Source organism: Roseburia amylophila, assembly GCF_025567465.1.
In the GTDB taxonomy this organism is placed as follows: Bacteria; Bacillota; Clostridia; order Lachnospirales; family Lachnospiraceae; genus Roseburia_C; species Roseburia_C amylophila.
The window spans coordinates 115,732-132,933 of the sequence record NZ_JAOQKI010000004.1; the positions used below are offsets into that span (position 1 = coordinate 115,732).

Annotated in this window: 14 protein-coding genes and 1 other annotated feature; of the genes, 13 read left to right on the forward strand and 1 reads right to left on the reverse strand. The window is 40.2% G+C overall.

The features are described from left to right. Nucleotides 1-50 precede the first annotated feature (50 nt). From argS to OCV43_RS03830, 6 genes are all read left to right on the forward strand, one after another. A complete protein-coding gene (gene argS, locus OCV43_RS03805; protein WP_262623452.1) occupies nucleotides 51-1,820 on the forward strand; it encodes an arginine--tRNA ligase in 1,770 nt (589 codons plus the stop codon). Between the two features lie 10 nt (nucleotides 1,821-1,830). Then, entirely contained in the window at nucleotides 1,831-2,478 is a 648-nt protein-coding gene (locus OCV43_RS03810) for an HAD family hydrolase (protein WP_262623453.1), read from the forward strand. Between the two features lie 113 nt (nucleotides 2,479-2,591). After that, the gene (locus OCV43_RS03815) at nucleotides 2,592-3,533 is read left to right on the forward strand and encodes an ABC transporter ATP-binding protein (RefSeq protein ID WP_262623454.1); all 942 of its coding nucleotides are present in this window, start codon (nucleotides 2,592-2,594) and stop codon (nucleotides 3,531-3,533) included. Continuing rightward, nucleotides 3,533-5,638, forward strand: coding sequence for a Gldg family protein (locus OCV43_RS03820; RefSeq protein WP_262623455.1), 2,106 nt, complete (start codon nucleotides 3,533-3,535; stop codon nucleotides 5,636-5,638). Before OCV43_RS03815 ends, OCV43_RS03820 begins: the two co-directional genes overlap by 1 nt. After that, nucleotides 5,638-6,201, forward strand: coding sequence for a DUF4340 domain-containing protein (locus OCV43_RS03825; RefSeq protein ID WP_227700142.1), 564 nt, complete (start codon nucleotides 5,638-5,640; stop codon nucleotides 6,199-6,201). The genes OCV43_RS03820 and OCV43_RS03825 overlap by 1 nt, the downstream gene beginning before the upstream one ends. 38 nt (nucleotides 6,202-6,239) lie before the next feature. Continuing rightward, nucleotides 6,240-6,467: a binding site (T-box leader), on the forward strand. Between the two features lie 72 nt (nucleotides 6,468-6,539). Beyond that, nucleotides 6,540-8,243 (forward strand): proline--tRNA ligase, encoded by a 1,704-nt coding sequence (locus OCV43_RS03830; RefSeq protein ID WP_262623456.1) that lies wholly within the window; start codon nucleotides 6,540-6,542, stop codon nucleotides 8,241-8,243. Nucleotides 8,244-8,414: 171 nt separating this feature from the next. On the opposite strand, the gene OCV43_RS03835 is transcribed toward OCV43_RS03830, so the two are convergent. Further along, nucleotides 8,415-9,689, reverse strand: a complete 1,275-nt coding sequence (locus OCV43_RS03835; RefSeq protein WP_227700141.1) for a chloride channel protein — start codon at nucleotides 9,687-9,689, stop codon at nucleotides 8,415-8,417. A 227-nt stretch (nucleotides 9,690-9,916) separates the two neighbouring features. Here OCV43_RS03835 and OCV43_RS03840 point away from each other — a divergent pair, with 227 nt between their 5' ends. The 7 genes from OCV43_RS03840 to malQ all read left to right on the forward strand — a co-directional run bounded on the left by OCV43_RS03840 (nucleotide 9,917) and on the right by malQ (nucleotide 17,202). Next, entirely contained in the window at nucleotides 9,917-10,654 is a 738-nt protein-coding gene (locus OCV43_RS03840) for a class II aldolase/adducin family protein (protein WP_022242596.1), read from the forward strand. Nucleotides 10,655-10,744: 90 nt separating this feature from the next. Then, complete coding sequence (locus tag OCV43_RS03845) at nucleotides 10,745-11,155, forward strand: C-GCAxxG-C-C family protein (RefSeq protein WP_022242595.1); 411 nt, start codon at nucleotides 10,745-10,747, stop codon at nucleotides 11,153-11,155. A 230-nt stretch (nucleotides 11,156-11,385) separates the two neighbouring features. After that, entirely contained in the window at nucleotides 11,386-12,780 is a 1,395-nt protein-coding gene (locus OCV43_RS03850) for an ABC transporter substrate-binding protein (RefSeq protein WP_262623457.1), read from the forward strand. Between the two features lie 87 nt (nucleotides 12,781-12,867). Continuing rightward, nucleotides 12,868-13,710 (forward strand): carbohydrate ABC transporter permease, encoded by an 843-nt coding sequence (locus tag OCV43_RS03855; RefSeq protein ID WP_022242593.1) that lies wholly within the window; start codon nucleotides 12,868-12,870, stop codon nucleotides 13,708-13,710. Next, nucleotides 13,710-14,594, forward strand: a complete 885-nt coding sequence (locus tag OCV43_RS03860; RefSeq protein WP_022242592.1) for a carbohydrate ABC transporter permease — start codon at nucleotides 13,710-13,712, stop codon at nucleotides 14,592-14,594. The genes OCV43_RS03855 and OCV43_RS03860 overlap by 1 nt, the downstream gene beginning before the upstream one ends. A 54-nt stretch (nucleotides 14,595-14,648) precedes the next feature. Further along, entirely contained in the window at nucleotides 14,649-15,659 is a 1,011-nt protein-coding gene (locus tag OCV43_RS03865) for a LacI family DNA-binding transcriptional regulator (RefSeq protein WP_022242591.1), read from the forward strand. 25 nt (nucleotides 15,660-15,684) lie between these two features. Beyond that, nucleotides 15,685-17,202 carry a 4-alpha-glucanotransferase gene (gene malQ / locus OCV43_RS03870; RefSeq protein WP_022242590.1) on the forward strand — a complete coding sequence of 506 codons (1,518 nt, stop codon included), beginning with the start codon at nucleotides 15,685-15,687 and terminating at the stop codon, nucleotides 17,200-17,202.

Sequence of the window (17,202 nt, forward strand, 5' to 3'; positions counted from 1 at the left end):
TTGAGTATAAAATGGAAAAATAGAATGCTCAGAAAGGAACATGAGAAAGAATGAGAAAGATACTGGATTTAATAACAGATGAGATGGTGAAAGCATTTGAAGCAGCCGGACTTGATGCAAAATATGCAAAAGTAACTGTTTCAAACAGACCGGACTTATGTGAATATCAGTGCAACGGCGCTATGGCTGCTGCAAAAGAATATAAGAAAGCACCGATTATGATTGCGGAGGAAGTAGTAGCACAGCTTAAGGATAACGCAATGTTTGAATCCGTAGAAGCTGTAAAACCTGGCTTCCTTAACTTAAAGCTGAATAATGAATTTGTGGCTTCCTATATCAGTAAGATGCAGGAGGATACAGAGCGTTTAGGCTGTGATAAGGTGGAAAATCCAAAGACCATCATGATTGACTATGGCGGACCAAACGTTGCAAAACCACTTCATGTAGGACATTTACGTTCTGCTATTATCGGTGAAAGCATCAAACGTATTGGTAAATTCATGGGACACAATATGATTGGTGATGTGCATCTGGGTGACTGGGGTCTTCAGATGGGACTGATTATTACTGAATTAAAGCTCCGTAAACCGGAACTTTGCTATTTTGATGAAAATTATGAAGGAGAATATCCGGTTGAGCCTCCATTTACCATTTCCGAGCTGGAAGAAATTTATCCGACAGCCAGCGGAAAATCCAAAGAGGATGCAGCTTATAAAGAAGCTGCCATGCAGGCAACCTATGAACTGCAGCATGGAAGAAGAGGCTATCAGGCATTACTTTCCCATATTTTAAATGTATCTGTAACGGATTTAAAGAAGAATTATGCTAATTTAAATGTATCTTTTGAATTATGGAAGGGTGAGTCTGACGCACAGCCATATATCCCGGACATGGTACAGAAGATGAAGGATGACGGTTATGCATATATCAGTGATGGTGCACTGATAGTAGATGTCAAAGAAGAGACTGATACGAAAGAGATCCCGCCATGTATGATTTTAAAATCCGATGGGGCTTCTCTTTATAACACAACAGACCTTGCGACGATTGTATGGCGTATGAAAGACTATCATCCGGATAAAATTATCTATGTAGTGGATAAACGTCAGGAGCTATATTTTACACAGGTGTTCCGTTGTGCCAGAAAGACACATCTTGTGGATGATGATACAGAGCTTCAGTTTTTAGGTTTTGGTACCATGAATGGAAAAGACGGAAAACCATTTAAGACCAGAGAGGGTGGTGTCATGCGGTTAGAGACACTGCTTTCCAGCATCAATGATGAGATGTACCGCAAGATTACAGAGAACCGTACGGTAGAAGAAGCGGAAGCAAAGGCAACTGCAAAAGTAGTTGCACTTTCCGCAGTAAAATACGGAGACCTTTCCAATCAGGCTTCCAAGGATTATATTTTTGATATCGACCGTTTTACTTCATTTGAAGGAAATACAGGCCCATATATTCTTTATACGATTGTCCGGATCAAATCCATTCTGAACAAATATAAAGAAGCAGGAAAAGAAGCAGGAACAGCAGCAATTCTTCCGGCACATTCCGAAAGCGAGAAGGCATTGATGTTAGAGCTGACCCGTTTCAATGCCATGATGGAAAATGCCTACGAAGAGACAGCACCGCATAAGGTATGTTCTTATATCTATGACCTGGCAAATGCATTGAATCATTTTTATCATGAGACAAAGATTATGGCAGAAGAAGACGAGGCAGTGCAGGCTTCCTATGTTCGTTTATTAACACTGACCAGGCGGACATTAGAGGTTTGTATCGATGTATTAGGTTTCTCTGCACCAGACAGAATGTAAAGGAAAATATATGATTGACAATAGAATGGGTGCCATCTTTGATTTAGATGGCACTCTTTTAGACTCCATGGGAGTATGGCGGAAAATTGATGAGGATTTTCTTGGCAAAAGAGGATTTGTTGTGCCGAATGATTATCTGGTAGCAATTACTTCAAAGAACTTTGATGCGGCAGCAGAATATACCAAAGAGCGTTTTAATCTGCCGGAGTCCGAAGAAGAGATTATCAAAGAATGGTTTGATATGGCGATTGAAGCTTATACCAATGAAGTAAAGTTGAAAGCCGGTGTTATAGATTACCTGAAGCAATTAAAGGCAGAAGGAATTAAGATTGCAGCAGCAACTTCTTCCGATGAGAGGCTGTTTCGTCCCTGTCTTACCCATTGCGGCATCATGAAATATTTTGATGCATTTACAGTGACGCAGGAAGTGAAGCGGGGAAAAGGATTCCCGGATGTGTACCAGCTTGCAGCAGAAAAGCTTTCTTTGAAACCGGAGCAGTGTGTGGTATATGAAGATATTTTAAAAGGTGTGGAAGGTGCAAAGATGGATGATTTCTATGTGGTAGGTGTGGAAGATATCCATTCCTCCTATGAGAAAAATGAAATCATGCAGCTATCTGACCGCTATATCCTAAGCTTTGAAGAATTATTAGATTAATTCCGTCACACAAAAAACACAGTTTGACCGCATTTTTATCACAAAAACATCGTCTTTTTAACACAACTTTCTCATAAACTTTCTGAGGTGAGATGTTATAAGGAGGACGAGACGTGATAGAGATTAGTCATTTGACGAAAAAATACGGGACGCATGTAGCGGTAGATGATTTGAATCTTACCATTGAGCCGGGAAGAATTTATGGCTTCTTAGGACCGAATGGTGCAGGCAAATCAACTACAATGAACATGATTACCGGATATCTGGGGGCAACAGAGGGAACCATTAAAATCAATGGATTTGATATTTTGGCACAGCCGGAGGATGCAAAGAAATGTATAGGCTATTTGCCGGAGCTGCCACCTTTATACATGGATATGACGGTGGAAGAATATCTTTTGTTTGCAGCAGAACTTAAGAAGATTCCAAAGGAGAAACGGAAACCCTATGTAGAAGATGCCATGGCAACCACAAAGATTACTGATATGAGAGGCAGACTGATTAAAAATCTGTCCAAAGGATACCGGCAGAGAGTCGGACTGGCGCAGGCAGTCTTAGGTTATCCGGAAGTTATTATATTAGATGAGCCTACAGTAGGCTTAGACCCGAAACAGATTATTGAAATCCGTGATCTGATTCAGAGTCTTGGAAAGAAGCATACTGTAATTTTAAGTTCCCATATTCTTTCGGAAGTCCGGGCAGTATGTGATTACATATTTATTATTTCCCATGGAAAATTAGTTGCATCGGAAGAAACAGAAGAACTGGTAGAGCGGATGTCCGGTGGACAGGTAATAGAGCTTAAGTTAAAAGCTGAAGAAGAAAAAATAAAAGAAGTTTTTGCAGATGCAGAACATATTACTGCAGTAGAAACGAAAGAACTGCCGGAGGATGGAGTTACTGAGGTGACTGTAACGGCAGAAAAAAATAAAGATGTCAGAGAAGAGATTTTTCATATTTGTGCAGAAAGTGATATGCCGATTTTGGAAATGATAAACGGTGGTAAATCGCTGGAAGATATCTTTCTTGAACTTACATCAAAGGAGGAAGAATAATGCGTGCAATATGGAAAAGAGAATTAAAATCTTATTTTCAGACGGTGACCGGATGGCTTTTTATTGCAGCAACACTGGCACTGTTTGGCCTTTATTTTTATGTATACAATATGTATTATGGTTCGACAGATATCAGCAGTACTTTATCAGCAGTAACGTTTCTGTTTCTGGTTACTGTGCCGATTCTTACGATGCGTACCCTGGCAGAGGAGCGGAAGAATAAGACAGACCAGCTGATTTTAACTTCGCCGGTATCAGTAGAAAAAGTGGTTCTGGCAAAATATCTCGCCACCGGAACCGTATTTACCATCAGTGTAGCGGTTATGTGTCTGGCACCGTTAATTATGTCAGCATATGGAAACGTTGCTTTTGCAAAGAGCTATGTGGGAGTACTGGGTTTCTGGTTATATGGTATGACCTGTATTGCCATTGGAACCTTTGTATCTTCACTGACAGAAAGTATTGTAATTTCTGCAGTATTAACCTTTGTATTTCTCTTTGTGGGATATCTGATGACCGGAATTACCAATCTGATTTCACAGAATGGAAATATTATTACAAAGATTTTAGGCTGTTATGATTTGACAAAACACATGGATATGCTGATGCAGGGAATTCTTGATGTATCCGGCATTGTATATTATATTTCCATGATTATCCTGTTTTTGTTCCTGACGGTACAGTCCATACAGAAGCGTCGCTGGAGTATGAGCAGTAAGAAATTAAAGCTTGGCGTATTCAGTTCTGCCATGGTTGTGATCGGAATCGTGGTTACAGTTGCAGTAAATCTTGTAGTAAATGCATTGCCATCTTCCATTACGTCTATTGATTTGACAGCACAGAAGATGTATTCCATTTCTGATGATACAAAAGAGATTCTTCATAATCTGGATGAGGATGTCACAATTTATGTTCTGGAAGCGGAAGGAAATATGGATGATACTCTTGCAACGACATTAAAGCGTTATGAAGGCGAATCTTCCCATATTTCGGTAGAATATAAAGACCCTTCCGTTTATCCGAATTTTTACCGGGATTATACGGATGATACATCTATCACCAGAAAGAGTCTGATTGTAGAAAGCAGTAAACGTTCCAAAGTAATTAATTACAGCAATATTTATGAGACCAGTATAGATTACAGTACTTATAGCAGCCAGACTACAGGTTATGATGGAGAGGGACAGCTTACCAGTGCCATTTCCTATGTCACATCGGATGAAATGCCGGTTATGTACGAACTGCAGGGACATGGTGAGACAGCATTGAACGGTAATTTTAAAGATGCTATTGAGAAAGCAAATGTCACATTAAACAGCCTCAACCTGATGCAGGCAGACAGCATTCCGGAAGATGCACAGGCACTTATTATCAATGGACCGACCTCTGATTTTTCATCCGATGATGCGTCAAAAGTAATTGATTATATCAATAAAGGTGGCAAACTTTTTGTAACGCTATCTTATACAGATGCTGATATGAGTAATTTTTATTCGGTTTTAAATGAGTTTGGCATCACTGCAGTAGAAGGAATGGTGATGGAGAGCAATACCGGTTCTTATTATCAGGCACCATATTATCTTTTACCAAATGTAGAAAGCAGTGCGCTGACTTCCGGTGTGGATGGTTATGTATTTACACCGTATGCAGTAGGTCTTACCTATAATACCGATACCGAAAATGTAACCTATACACCTTTACTTACCACTTCGGATGCAGCGTACAGTAAGACAGATGCTACAAGCTCCTTAGAGCAGACGGAGGATGATATTGCAGGACCGTTTACGGTAGGATTAAAGGCGGAAAAAACCATGGATGATACAAGCGCAGATATTCTTGTATATTCTTCCATGAGCATGTTTATGGATGATGCAGACAGTATGGTATCCGGAAATAATTTATCCGTATTTTCAAAATCCATTGCAAGCTATATTCCGGAAGACAGCGGTTCAGCAGTTGTGATTCCGGTCAAAGAATATGACAGCAGTACCCTGACCGTACCGGCTTCGGTTGTCATTGCATCAGCTGTAATCGGCATTGCAGTAATTCCGTTATTGCTTCTTGCAATCGGTATCGTAATCTGGATGAGAAGGAGAAAGAAGTAATGAAGAAACAGAAAAAACAGTTGATTGCTTTATGCATCCTGCTTCTTATCTGTATTGTTGCATGGGTTAGCCTGACGAAGTGGAATAAAAGCCAGGAACAGAAAAAACAGGAAGAGGAAGAAGCATCCAAAGTTATGGTGACAGACATTTCAACAGAAGATGTAAAAGCATTTTCTTATCAGTATAATAATGAGACACTGTCTTTTGTAAAAGAAGATGACACCTGGTATTATGAGGCAGATAAAAGCATTGCATTAGACCAGGATGCCGTGGAAACATTGGTTACCACCGCAGCACAGTTTACAGCAGACCAGGAAATCAGGGATTATGAGGACTTGTCAGAGTATGGACTTGAAACGCCGTCAAATACCATTACACTGACGACAGGGGATGGAACAACAACACTTCTGATTGGAAATAAAAATGACATGCTGAGCCAGTATTATGTAAAGACGGATCAGTCTGACAGTATTTATCTGGCAGGAAGTGCAGTATATACCACTTATCAGAAAGGAATCGCGGATTTGACTGCAGCAGAAAGCACAACCGAAATTGCGGAATAAAAGGATTGACAAGTAAAATATCCATTGGTAAAATATATGAGAAAGTGTGGAAGAGAAATAGTAATCATTGGAAGCCTTCAGAGAGAAAACGGCAGGTGAGAGTTTTTGACGGAAGATGATGAACCAGTCTTGGAGCTGCATATCCAAGCAGAAGTGAAGGTATGTCGGGTTCTCCCGTTACAGAGAGAAGGCATAAGAAGATGTGCCGGAGTGCAGGAGCAGTCCTGAATTTAGGTGGTACCACGGATGAAACATTCGCCCTAAGCTAAATCATAGCTTAGGGCTTTTATATTGCTTTAAGCAGATGAGTCGCAAGAATAGAAAAAGGAGATAAGAAAATGAAACTGGAAAAATTAGTTGGTGACCGGTTTAAAGAGAGACCGGCAGATTGTGTGATTGACAGTCATGCACTTATGGTAAAAGGTGGATACATCAAATATGTGGCAAATGGTATCTATTCTTCATTCCTGCCATTAAAGAGAATTACACGTAAGATTGAGCAGATTCTTCGTGAAGAGATGGACAAGGTAGATGGACAGGAAGTACAGTTCCCGGTTGTTATGCCTGCATCTATCTGGGAAGAATCCGGAAGATATGAAAGCATCGGAGACGAGCTGCTTCGTTTTACAGACAGAAACGGTGCCAAGATGGTACTTGGTATGACCCACGAAGAAGCAGCCGTGCAGCTGGTTCGTGAGTATGCACAGAGCTATACCAAATATCCTTTTATGATTTATCAGATTCAGACCAAATTCCGTGATGAAGCAAGACCTCGTGCTGGATTAATCCGTGTGAGAGAATTTACCATGAAGGATGCATATTCCTTCCATACCAGCCAGGAAGATTTGGAGCAGTATTATCAGAGAGTACACAAGGCATATGAGCGTATTTTTGAAAGAGCCGGTATTCCGGAAGTAGTATCCGTTGCATCTGATTCCGGCATGATGGGTGGAAGTCTTTCCCATGAGTTCATGCTTCTTACTCCGATTGGAGAAGATTCCATTGTACTTTGTGATGATTGTGGATACAAAGCAAATATGGAAGCTGCAGAAAATATTTCTGACATTCCAAGAGCCGCAGAATCAGCAGAACTGGAAAAGGTTCATACACCAAATATCCATACCATTGAAGATATCTGTGAATTCTTTGGTGATAAGACAAACAACTCCTGTAAAGCAGTTGTTTATCAGAAAAATTCAGATGACAGCTATGTGGTTGTATTTATCCGTGGCGATCTGGAAATCAATGAGACCAAGCTTGTTAATTATCTTGGTGATCAGATTCATGCTGCTGTTATTACAGAAGAGTGCGGATTAAATGCAGGCTATATCGGACCGGTTGGCTTACATATCAATGCACCTCATGTGGTTTTATATGATAAGTCTCTGGAAGGAAGAAATAACTTATCCTGCGGAGCAAATGAAGAGGAATACCACTTCAAAGGACTTGATATGGAGCGTGATGTAAAAGACGCAGAATATCATGATTTTGCTAAGGTATACGAAGGTGGAATCTGCCCGAAATGTGGTAAGAAGACCGTCCGTATTTCTAAAGGTATTGAAGTGGGAAATATCTTCCAGCTCGGAACCAAATATACCAAGTCCATGAAGATGACTTATGTAGATAAAGATGGTGAGAGACAGACTCCAATCATGGGCTGCTATGGAATCGGTGTCGGAAGACTTGCTGCTGCTGTATGTGAAGCCCATCATGATGAGTATGGTCCAATCTGGCCAAAAGAAATTGCTCCATGGCAGGTCCACCTTTGCGCAGTAAGACCGGACAATGAAGAAGTAAAGGCTTTTGCTGATGATTTATATGAGAAAATGCAGAATGCCGGTATTGAAGTTATCTATGATGACCGTACCGTAAGTGCCGGCATTATGTTTGCAGATGCAGACCTTCTTGGAATTCCACTTCGTGTTATCGTAAGTCCTAGAAATATGAAGCAGGGAATCGTAGAAGTGACATCCCGTGATAAGACCTTAAAGGAACAGGTTCCGGTAGAAAACGTATTTGAAGAGATTCAGAAGTACTTATAAGAAGAGATTAAAAATAGCATATTGTGAATGATATGAGAAGAACTCCTGCCGGTTGGAAAACAATCAGCAGAAGTTCTTTTTATGCGAATAGCGAGAAAAATCGCATGCTTGCATGCAGATTTGGCGAGCACTGTGATAACTCGAGAAACTCGCAAAGCGTGTTTCTTGTAGTTAGTGCGTCTGTTTATTAATATAGCTTGTCTTAAATTTTGAATACATAATCTTCTGGCTGCGGTACAGTCCGTAATAGCCGGAGAGCATATAACTGAATGCAATCGCAAGAAGCAGGAATGGCATTGCAGCAAAGCCGAACATTTCAAAGCTGATCAGCAAAGAAGTAATCGGGCTGTTAGTGACACCACAGAAAATGGCGGCCATACCGATGGCGGCACATAAGGTTGGGGAGAAACCGGTCAACGTTCCAAAGAGACAGCCGAAGCTTGCACCGATAAAGAAAGTAGGAACAATTTCGCCACCTTTAAAACCGGCACCAAGGGTCAGGGCGGTAAAAATGATTTTTAAAAGAAAAGCTTCCGGAGCCACTGTGCCGTCAAAACATTTGGAAATAATATTAACGCCGGTTCCATTGTAATCCTGATTACCTACCAGAAGGGTGAGGAGAATAATGATGCAGCCGCCTGCCGCAGCACGAAGGTAAGGATTTTTGATAAATTTACGGTAAATGGCTTCACTGTAATGTAAGGAAATACAGAACAGGATACTGACCAATGCACATAAAACGGCAAGAATCGTTACGGTAACTGCAGAAGAAATTCCAAATTCCGGAATGTCTAAAATAGCAAAGGACGGCGGCGCAATCTGAAAGTGTAATGCCAGACCATGTGCTACTAAAGCAGAGATAACGCATGGCACTAATGCAGAATAGTGCATGATGCCGACACTGACTACTTCCAGAGGAAAAATAGCGGCAGCCATCGGTGTTCCGAATAAGGCGGAAAAAGCAGCACTCATGCCGCACATAATCATAATATGTTTATCTTTTTCATCAAAACGGAAAAGTCTTCCCAGAGAATTTCCGATGCTTCCGCCAAGCTGAAGTGCTGCACCTTCCCGGCCGGCAGAACCACCAAAGAGGTGTGTGATTAAGGTGGAGATAAAAATAAGCGGAGCCATACGCAGTGGAATTTCATCCCCGGAATGGATGGCGGAAAGCACCAGGTTGGTTCCAGTATCCTTTTCATCATGGAGAAGATGATAGAGCAGTATAATCATGATTCCACCCAGCGGAAGAAAGAAGATGAGCCATGGATAAGCAGTTCTTGTATCGGTGACCCATGTCATGCCAAAGTAAAAGGCAATTCCCACCATACCGATGAGAAGACCGGACAGAATAGAAAAAATAATCCATTTTATGGCGGTACGCAGACGGCGTAGATTGTGTTTGATTTTATGTATCACAAGTTCTTTGGTAACTGGTTCATTCATGATGTAGTAACTCCTTTTTATATAAAGTAAATATTATAAGCAGAAATTGTTTGTATTTTTTGAAAAATATATATTCTATAAGAAATAGTAGCATTCTGGAAATAAATTTACAAGATGAATGAAGAGATAAATGAAGAGAATTTTATTTGCAAAAAATAACCGGGGTGACTATAATAAGTGAAGGCTTTCTATAAAATCTGGAAATCACAGGCAATGGAGGAAGAAAGATGGAATCAGAAATCAGGATACGCCGGCAGATGATAGAGATTGGAAAAAGAATTTATCAGAGCGGAATGGTAGCTGCCAATGATGGTAATCTTTCTGTGCGTATATCAGAGAATGAAATTTTGTGTACGCCAACCGGAATATCCAAAGGATATATGACGGAAGAATGTTTATGTAAGATAAATCTGCAGGGAGAAGTCTTATCCTGTCAGGATGGGTTCCGCCCGTCTTCTGAAATGAAGATGCATTTGAAAGTATATGAAAAACGTCCGGATGTAAGAGCAGTTGTACATGCGCATCCGCCATATGCCACAACCTTTGCGATTGGCGGTCAGGCATTAAATCGTGCAATCATATCAGAATCCATTGTAAGTCTTGGCTGTGTGCCGGTAGCAGAATATGGTCTGCCGTCTACGCAGGAAATACCGGATGCCATTGCACCATATCTTGACTATTTTGATGCGTTGCTCTTAGCACATCATGGGGCACTGACTTATGGAAAGGACCTGACGGAAGCTTATTACCGGATGGAGTCGGTAGAATTATATGCAAGACTTCTTTACCAGAGTAAAATGATGGAAATGGACCGGGAGCTGGATGCAGATACGGTACACAAATTATGTCTGATGCGGGAAAAGGCAGGAATGAAGAATCCGGAAACAGTCTGTAGCAGTAAGAAATTATTATTTGAAAGCTGCCATGAGTGTATCCGCAGGAAAAATCTTTTGCCAGATGGATAGAAAAGAAAACGTTTGGCAGAAGGCAGCATTTTATAAGCAAGAAAAAGTTATTACAGAGAATAGCAGGAAACAGAAAAAGGAGATTAGAAGATGACAATAGAAGAAAGAGTAAAATTAGCAGAAGAAAAACACCACAGCGGATATAACTGTGCACAGGCAGTATTATGCAGTTACAGTGATAAGCTGGGTATTGATGAAGAAACTTTATTCCGTCTGTCGGAAGGATTTGGCGCAGGGATGGCAGATATGCAGGGAACCTGTGGTGCAGCAACCGGAATGTATATGATTGCAGGAGCACTGGGAAGCTCGGGAGCAATTGAAAAGGGCATGACCAAAGGCAGAACATATCAGACGGTAAAGGGACTGACAGCAGCATTTGATGAAAAAAACGGCTCTCATATCTGTAAAGAATTGAAAGGAATTGAAACCGGAAAGGTTTTGCGGAGCTGCGATGGCTGTATTGAAGATGCAGTCCGTATTGCAGAGCGCTTGTTTTCATAGAAAAAACACAATTTCATGGTAAAAGTGCACAAAAATGGAATGCCAAAATTATATAAGTGTACAAAATGTTAAAAACCCCATTGCTATTTTTGAGTAATGGGGTTATATTATATATATCCACTGAAAACGTTACCGAGAACGTAACCAACTAGGTTTCAGACAAGTCGGTATACAGATTGGGAAAGAGGTTTTCAGGAAGGATAGCATATTATATTTTAGGAGGATGTACTATGAAAAGAAAATTAGTATCTCTTATGTTAGTTGTATCTATGACAGCAGCTATGGTTGCTGGATGTGGAAGCGACGACAAGAAAACAGCTGACAATAATGCAGCAGGAACAGAGAAGACAGATGACAGCAAAGAAGCAGCAAGTGGTTCTGTTTACTACTTGAACTTCAAACCAGAACAGGATCAGCAGTGGCAGGATCTTGCAAAAGCTTATACAGATGAGACTGGTGTTCCAGTTGAAGTTGTTACAGCAGCATCTGGTACATATGAAGAGACTTTAAAGTCTGAGATAGCTAAATCTGATGCACCTACACTTTTCCAGGTAAACGGACCGGTTGGTCTTGCAGCATGGAAAGATTACTGCGCAGACTTATCAGGAACAGATGTTTATTCACATGTTAAGAGTGATGACTTTGTACTGAAAGATGGAGACGAAGTAAAAGGTATCGCATATGTACTTGAGACTTATGGTCTTATTTACAACAAAACCGTATTAAACGCATATTGCGGAATGGACGGAGCTAAAGTTACTTCTATTGATGAAATCAACAGCTTCGCAAAATTAAAAGAAGTAGCAGATGATATTCAGTCAAGACTTGCAGAAGTAAGTGAAGCAGCTGGTCCTGAATATGACCTTAAGGGTGCATTTACTTCAGCTGGTATGGATTCATCCTCTGACTGGAGATTCAAAACCCATTTAGCAAACCTTCCAATCTACTATGAATACAAAGCAGATGGAATCGGATCTACAGATGCTATCAAAGGAACTTACCTTGATAACTACAAACAGATCTGGGATTTATACACAACAGATTCTACTTGCGAAGGCTCTATGTTAGCAAGCAAGACTGGTGATGATGCAACAGCTGAATTTGGCTTAGGCGAAGCTGTATTCTATCAGAATGGTACATGGGCATACAATGATATTATCAATGCTGGTGTATTAACAGATGATGACCTTGGAATGATGCCTATCTACATCGGAGTTGATGGAGAAGAGAATCAGGGACTTTGTACAGGATCTGAGAACTACTGGTGTATTAATGCTAATGCTTCTGAAGAAAACATCAAAGCAACAGAAGATTTCTTGAACTGGGTTATTACAAGTGACACAGGACGTGACGTTGTTGCTAACCAGATGGGCTTCACAACACCATTTGATACATTTGATGATGGATATCAGGCAAGCAATGCATTCATGGATGCAGTTAACCAGTCCATTGCAGATGGTAAGAATTCTGTAGCTTGGTGCTTTACAACAATGCCTTCTGAGGCTTGGAAAGATGGCGTAGGTTCTGCATTAACAGCTTATGCTGCTGGAACAGGTTCCTGGGATGATGTTGTAACTGCATTCGTTGATGGCTGGGCTTCTGAGTACGCAGCAGCAAACGAGTAAGACTTATCACATATAATCAGAACAATATGTGAAAAAAAGGGCGGGCGGATATCGCCTGCCCTTTATAAAAGGGAAAGGAAAAATATTATGAACAAATCAATTAAAAAATATTTTCCTCTTTTTGCACTTCCAACGTTAGTTGCATTTACAATTGGTTTTATAATTCCTTTTGCTATGGGTATCTATCTTTCTTTTTGTAAATTCACAACTGTTACGGATGCAAAGTTTGTAGGACTATCTAATTATACCAAAATCTTTGGAGATGAGACATTTGTTCACTCGTTATGGTATACAGCACTCTTTACAATTGTTTCCGTGCTTGCCATTAACTTTTTTGCATTCGTAATTGCGATGCTTTTAACAAAGGGTATTAGAGGAACAAATGCGTTCCGTACCATTTTCTTCATGCCGAACCTGATTGGTGGTATTGTATTAGGATATATCTGGCAGTTGATTTTCAATGGTATTCTCGCAAATTACAGCAGAACATTGGCATATAATGAAAAATATGGTTTCTGGGGTATGATTATCCTGATGTGCTGGCAGCAGATAGGTTATATGATGATTATCTATATCGCGGGTATCCAGAATATTCCTGGAGATTTGATTGAAGCTGCAGAAATCGATGGGGCAACTTCCTGGCAGGTACTTAAAAATGTAACCTTACCGATGGTAATGCCATCCATTACCGTATGTACATTTTTAACACTGACCAACGGATTTAAATTATTCGACCAGAACTTAGCATTGACAGCAGGTGAACCTGCAAAGAAATCACAGCTTTTAGCATTGAACATCTATGATACTTTCTATGGTAGAAACGGATGGGAAGGCGTTGGTCAGGCAAAAGCAGTTGTATTCTTTATCCTGGTAGCAATAATTGCACTTGGACAGAACTATCTGACCAGACGTAAGGAGGTGCAGCAGTAATGAGTAATGTAAGAAAAGCAAAACATGGCTGGATTTTTACCATTATATTTACTATTTTAAGTGTACTGTGGGTACTTCCGATTGTAATCGTATTTATGAACTCCTTTAAATTAAAGGCATATATTAACCGCTTCCCGTTCCAGTTAGGACCGTTTAAAATGACTGACGGATGGGACAGATTTGTTGCCGGAGTGCAGAAGGCATTTGTTGGATTAACCAACTATGCAGAAGGTATCCGCAAGATTAACTTCTTTAATGCGTTTGGAACATCATTATTTATCACAATATGTTCTGTTGCGGTAATTATTCTCTGCACATCTATGTGTGCATGGTATATCATCCGCGTGAATGATAAGTTTTCAAAAGGTTTATATTGCCTTTGCCTGTTTTCCATGATTGTACCTTTCCAGATGGTAATGTTTACATTATCCAAGCTGTCAAATATGTTACATCTTGGAAATCCGGTTGGAATCATTTTAGTATATCTTGGATTTGGAGCAGGACTTGCGGTATTCATGTTTACCGGCTTCGTAAAGAGCATTCCGCTTGAAATCGAAGAAGCGGCAATGATTGATGGATGCAGCCCGATTCAGACATATTTCCAGGTTGTATTCCCGATTTTAAAGCCTACTGCAATTACAGTTGCAATTCTTCAGGTAATGTGGATCTGGAATGACTACCTTCTTCCATATCTGGTACTCGATATCAGAAAATGGAAAACGATTCCGATTGCAATTCAGTATTTGAAAGGTGGATATGGCTCTATTGACTGGGGCGCAATGATGGCTATGCTGGTACTGGCAATTCTTCCAATTATCATTTTCTATGGAATCTGTCAGAAATATATTATCGAAGGCGTTGTTGCAGGAGCTGTAAAAGGTTAAGCATTTATATAATAAGTATTTCGCTATAGATATAGTGTAAAGGCAGGACAAAACATGACAATAAAAGATATTGCAAAAGAATCCGGGTATTCAGTAAGTACTGTGTCAAGGGTTCTGAATAATAGGGATGATGTGAGTCCGGAAGCAGAAAAGAAGATTCGGCGGATTGTTGCAGAACACAATTTTGTTCCAAATGGAAATGCGAAGCATTTGAAACAGATTGCGTCTAAAACCATCTGCGTACTGATAAAAGGTACGTCGAATATGGTTTTTTCAGGGATAGCAGAAGAAATCCAGACGATTGTAAATAAGACCAGTTATACATTGAATATGATATATCTGGATGAAGAAGAAAATGAAGTAGAACAGGCAATTATTCAGTGTCGTGAAAGAAAACCTCTGGGGATTTTATTCCTCGGAGGTAATCCTGCATTTTTTAGGGAAAAGTTTCATGAAGTAAAAGTTCCATCGGTATTAGTGTCTACTGCAGGAAAAGATCTTGGCTTTCCGAACCTGTCCAGTGTAGCAACAGATGATGTGGAAGCGGCAAAATGTGCCATGAATTATCTGGTGAATCAGGGACATGTTCATATTGGAGTAATTGGAGGAAATTTAAGTTCTTCTTATGTCAGTGAACAGCGTTATATCGGGTGCGAGAAATGTTTTGGTGAAAAGGGAAGAATATTTGATTACGATAAATATTTTGTGAAAGCAAGATTTGACTTTGGAAGTGCGTATCGGGCTACGGAAAAACTTTTGGAGAAGGCAAAGGATATGACTGCTATATTTGCGATGAGTGATGTCATGGCAATTGGAGCGATTCGTGCGATACGTGACAGAGGTCTTCTGGTACCGGATGATATTTCCGTTGTGGGGTTTGACGGAATACCAATGGCGGATTACTATAATCCAAAGCTGACCACTGTAAGACAGCGGTACCAGACGATGGCACAACGCAGTCTTGAAATACTATTTCGTACAATTGACTTGAAAACCAAGGCAGTACATGAAATAATACCTTTTGAACTTGCACTGGGGGAAAGTGTTCGTGAGATAGGAAAATAATCTAGTTTGCAGGAGGAATTTAATTATGAGAACAAGTGGGATATTAATGCATATATCTTCACTTCCGTCACCATACGGAATTGGTACAATGGGAAAGGAAGCCAGAAAATTTGTAGACTTTTTGGATAAATCAGGACAGACTTACTGGCAGATATTACCGATATGCCCAACCAGTTATGGAGATTCTCCATATCAGTCATTTTCAAGCTTTGCGGGGAACCCATATTTTATTGACTTAGATTATCTTTGTAAGGATAAGTTACTGACAAAAAAGGAATGTTTAAGCTATGAATGGGGAGAAAATCCGGAATTTGTAGAGTATGGAACACTTTATGAAAACCGTTTTCCTTTATTGAAAAAAGCATATCAGCGCTTTAAAAAAGCATTACCGGATGATTTTGCGGACTTTTGTGAGAAAAACAGTGACTGGTTAGAGGACTATGCACTGTTTATGGCATTGAAGGATGCAAATGGCGGGGTTGCATGGTTTGAATGGAAGAAAGATTTAAAACTCCGTAAACCATCAGCAATTGAAAATGCGAAAGAAGAATTTGCAGATGCTGTTGAATTCTGGAAAATGTTGCAGTATCTGTTCTTCAAACAGTGGACAGAGCTGAAAGCATATGCCAATGAAAAAGGTATTCAGATTATCGGTGATGTACCTATTTATGTTGCTGGTGACAGTGCAGATGTATGGGCAAATCCGGGACAGTTCTATTTAGATGAGAACCTGGATCCGATTGATGTATCCGGATGTCCTCCAGATGCATTCTCTGCTGATGGACAGTTATGGGGAAACCCGTTATTCCGTTGGGATGCTATGAAGAAGGATGGTTATACCTGGTGGACAAAACGTATCAAAGCAATGTCTGAATTGTATGATGTTGTTCGTATTGACCACTTCAGAGGTTTTGATTCATATTACGCAATTCCTGCAAAGGATAAGACAGCAAGAAATGGAGAGTGGAGAGAAGGTCCTGGTATGGACCTGTTCAATGCTCTGGAAAAGAAACTTGGCAGATTAAATATTATTGTAGAAGATTTGGGTTATTTAACACCGTCCGTAAAACAGTTGTTAAAGGATACCGGTTTCCCTGGAATGAAGTTAATCCAGTTTGCTTTCGACAGCAGAGAAGAGAGTGATTACCTTCCACATACATATCAAAAGAATTGTGTTGTTTATACTGGAACTCATGATAATGATACCATTATGGGATGGTTCAAGACGGCTCCAAAGGAAAGCGTTAAATATGCCAAAGAATATTTAAGATTAAACAAAGAAGAAGGATATAACTGGGGCACCATGAAAGCTGTATGGGGCTGTGTTGGTGATATGGCTATTGTTCCGATGCAGGATATTCTTGGAATTGGCAGTGAAGGACGTATGAATACACCATCTACACTTGGCATGAACTGGAAATGGCGTGCAGTAGATGGACAGATTACTTCGGCACTTGCAAAGAAAGTCTGCAAAAATATGGAAATCTACTGTAGAAAGAGAAAAACAAAAGAAGAGCTGGAAGCTTTAGAAACAGCAGAATAA

Bases quoted from the DNA above. Each gene is read 5' to 3' on its own strand.
- OCV43_RS03810 (WP_262623453.1), top strand. From the start codon at position 1,831: ATGATTGACAATAGAATGGGTGCCATCTTTGATTTAGATGGCACTCTT.
- OCV43_RS03820 (WP_262623455.1), top strand. From the start codon at position 3,533: ATGCGTGCAATATGGAAAAGAGAATTAAAATCTTATTTTCAGACGGTG.
- malQ (WP_022242590.1), top strand. From the start codon at position 15,685: ATGAGAACAAGTGGGATATTAATGCATATATCTTCACTTCCGTCACCA.
- OCV43_RS03865 (WP_022242591.1), top strand. From the start codon at position 14,649: ATGACAATAAAAGATATTGCAAAAGAATCCGGGTATTCAGTAAGTACT.
- OCV43_RS03835 (WP_227700141.1), bottom strand. From the start codon at position 9,689: ATGAATGAACCAGTTACCAAAGAACTTGTGATACATAAAATCAAACAC.
- OCV43_RS03825 (WP_227700142.1), top strand. From the start codon at position 5,638: ATGAAGAAACAGAAAAAACAGTTGATTGCTTTATGCATCCTGCTTCTT.
- OCV43_RS03860 (WP_022242592.1), top strand. From the start codon at position 13,710: ATGAGTAATGTAAGAAAAGCAAAACATGGCTGGATTTTTACCATTATA.
- OCV43_RS03845 (WP_022242595.1), top strand. From the start codon at position 10,745: ATGACAATAGAAGAAAGAGTAAAATTAGCAGAAGAAAAACACCACAGC.
- OCV43_RS03850 (WP_262623457.1), top strand. From the start codon at position 11,386: ATGAAAAGAAAATTAGTATCTCTTATGTTAGTTGTATCTATGACAGCA.
- OCV43_RS03830 (WP_262623456.1), top strand. From the start codon at position 6,540: ATGAAACTGGAAAAATTAGTTGGTGACCGGTTTAAAGAGAGACCGGCA.
- OCV43_RS03855 (WP_022242593.1), top strand. From the start codon at position 12,868: ATGAACAAATCAATTAAAAAATATTTTCCTCTTTTTGCACTTCCAACG.
- OCV43_RS03840 (WP_022242596.1), top strand. From the start codon at position 9,917: ATGGAATCAGAAATCAGGATACGCCGGCAGATGATAGAGATTGGAAAA.
- argS (WP_262623452.1), top strand. From the start codon at position 51: ATGAGAAAGATACTGGATTTAATAACAGATGAGATGGTGAAAGCATTT.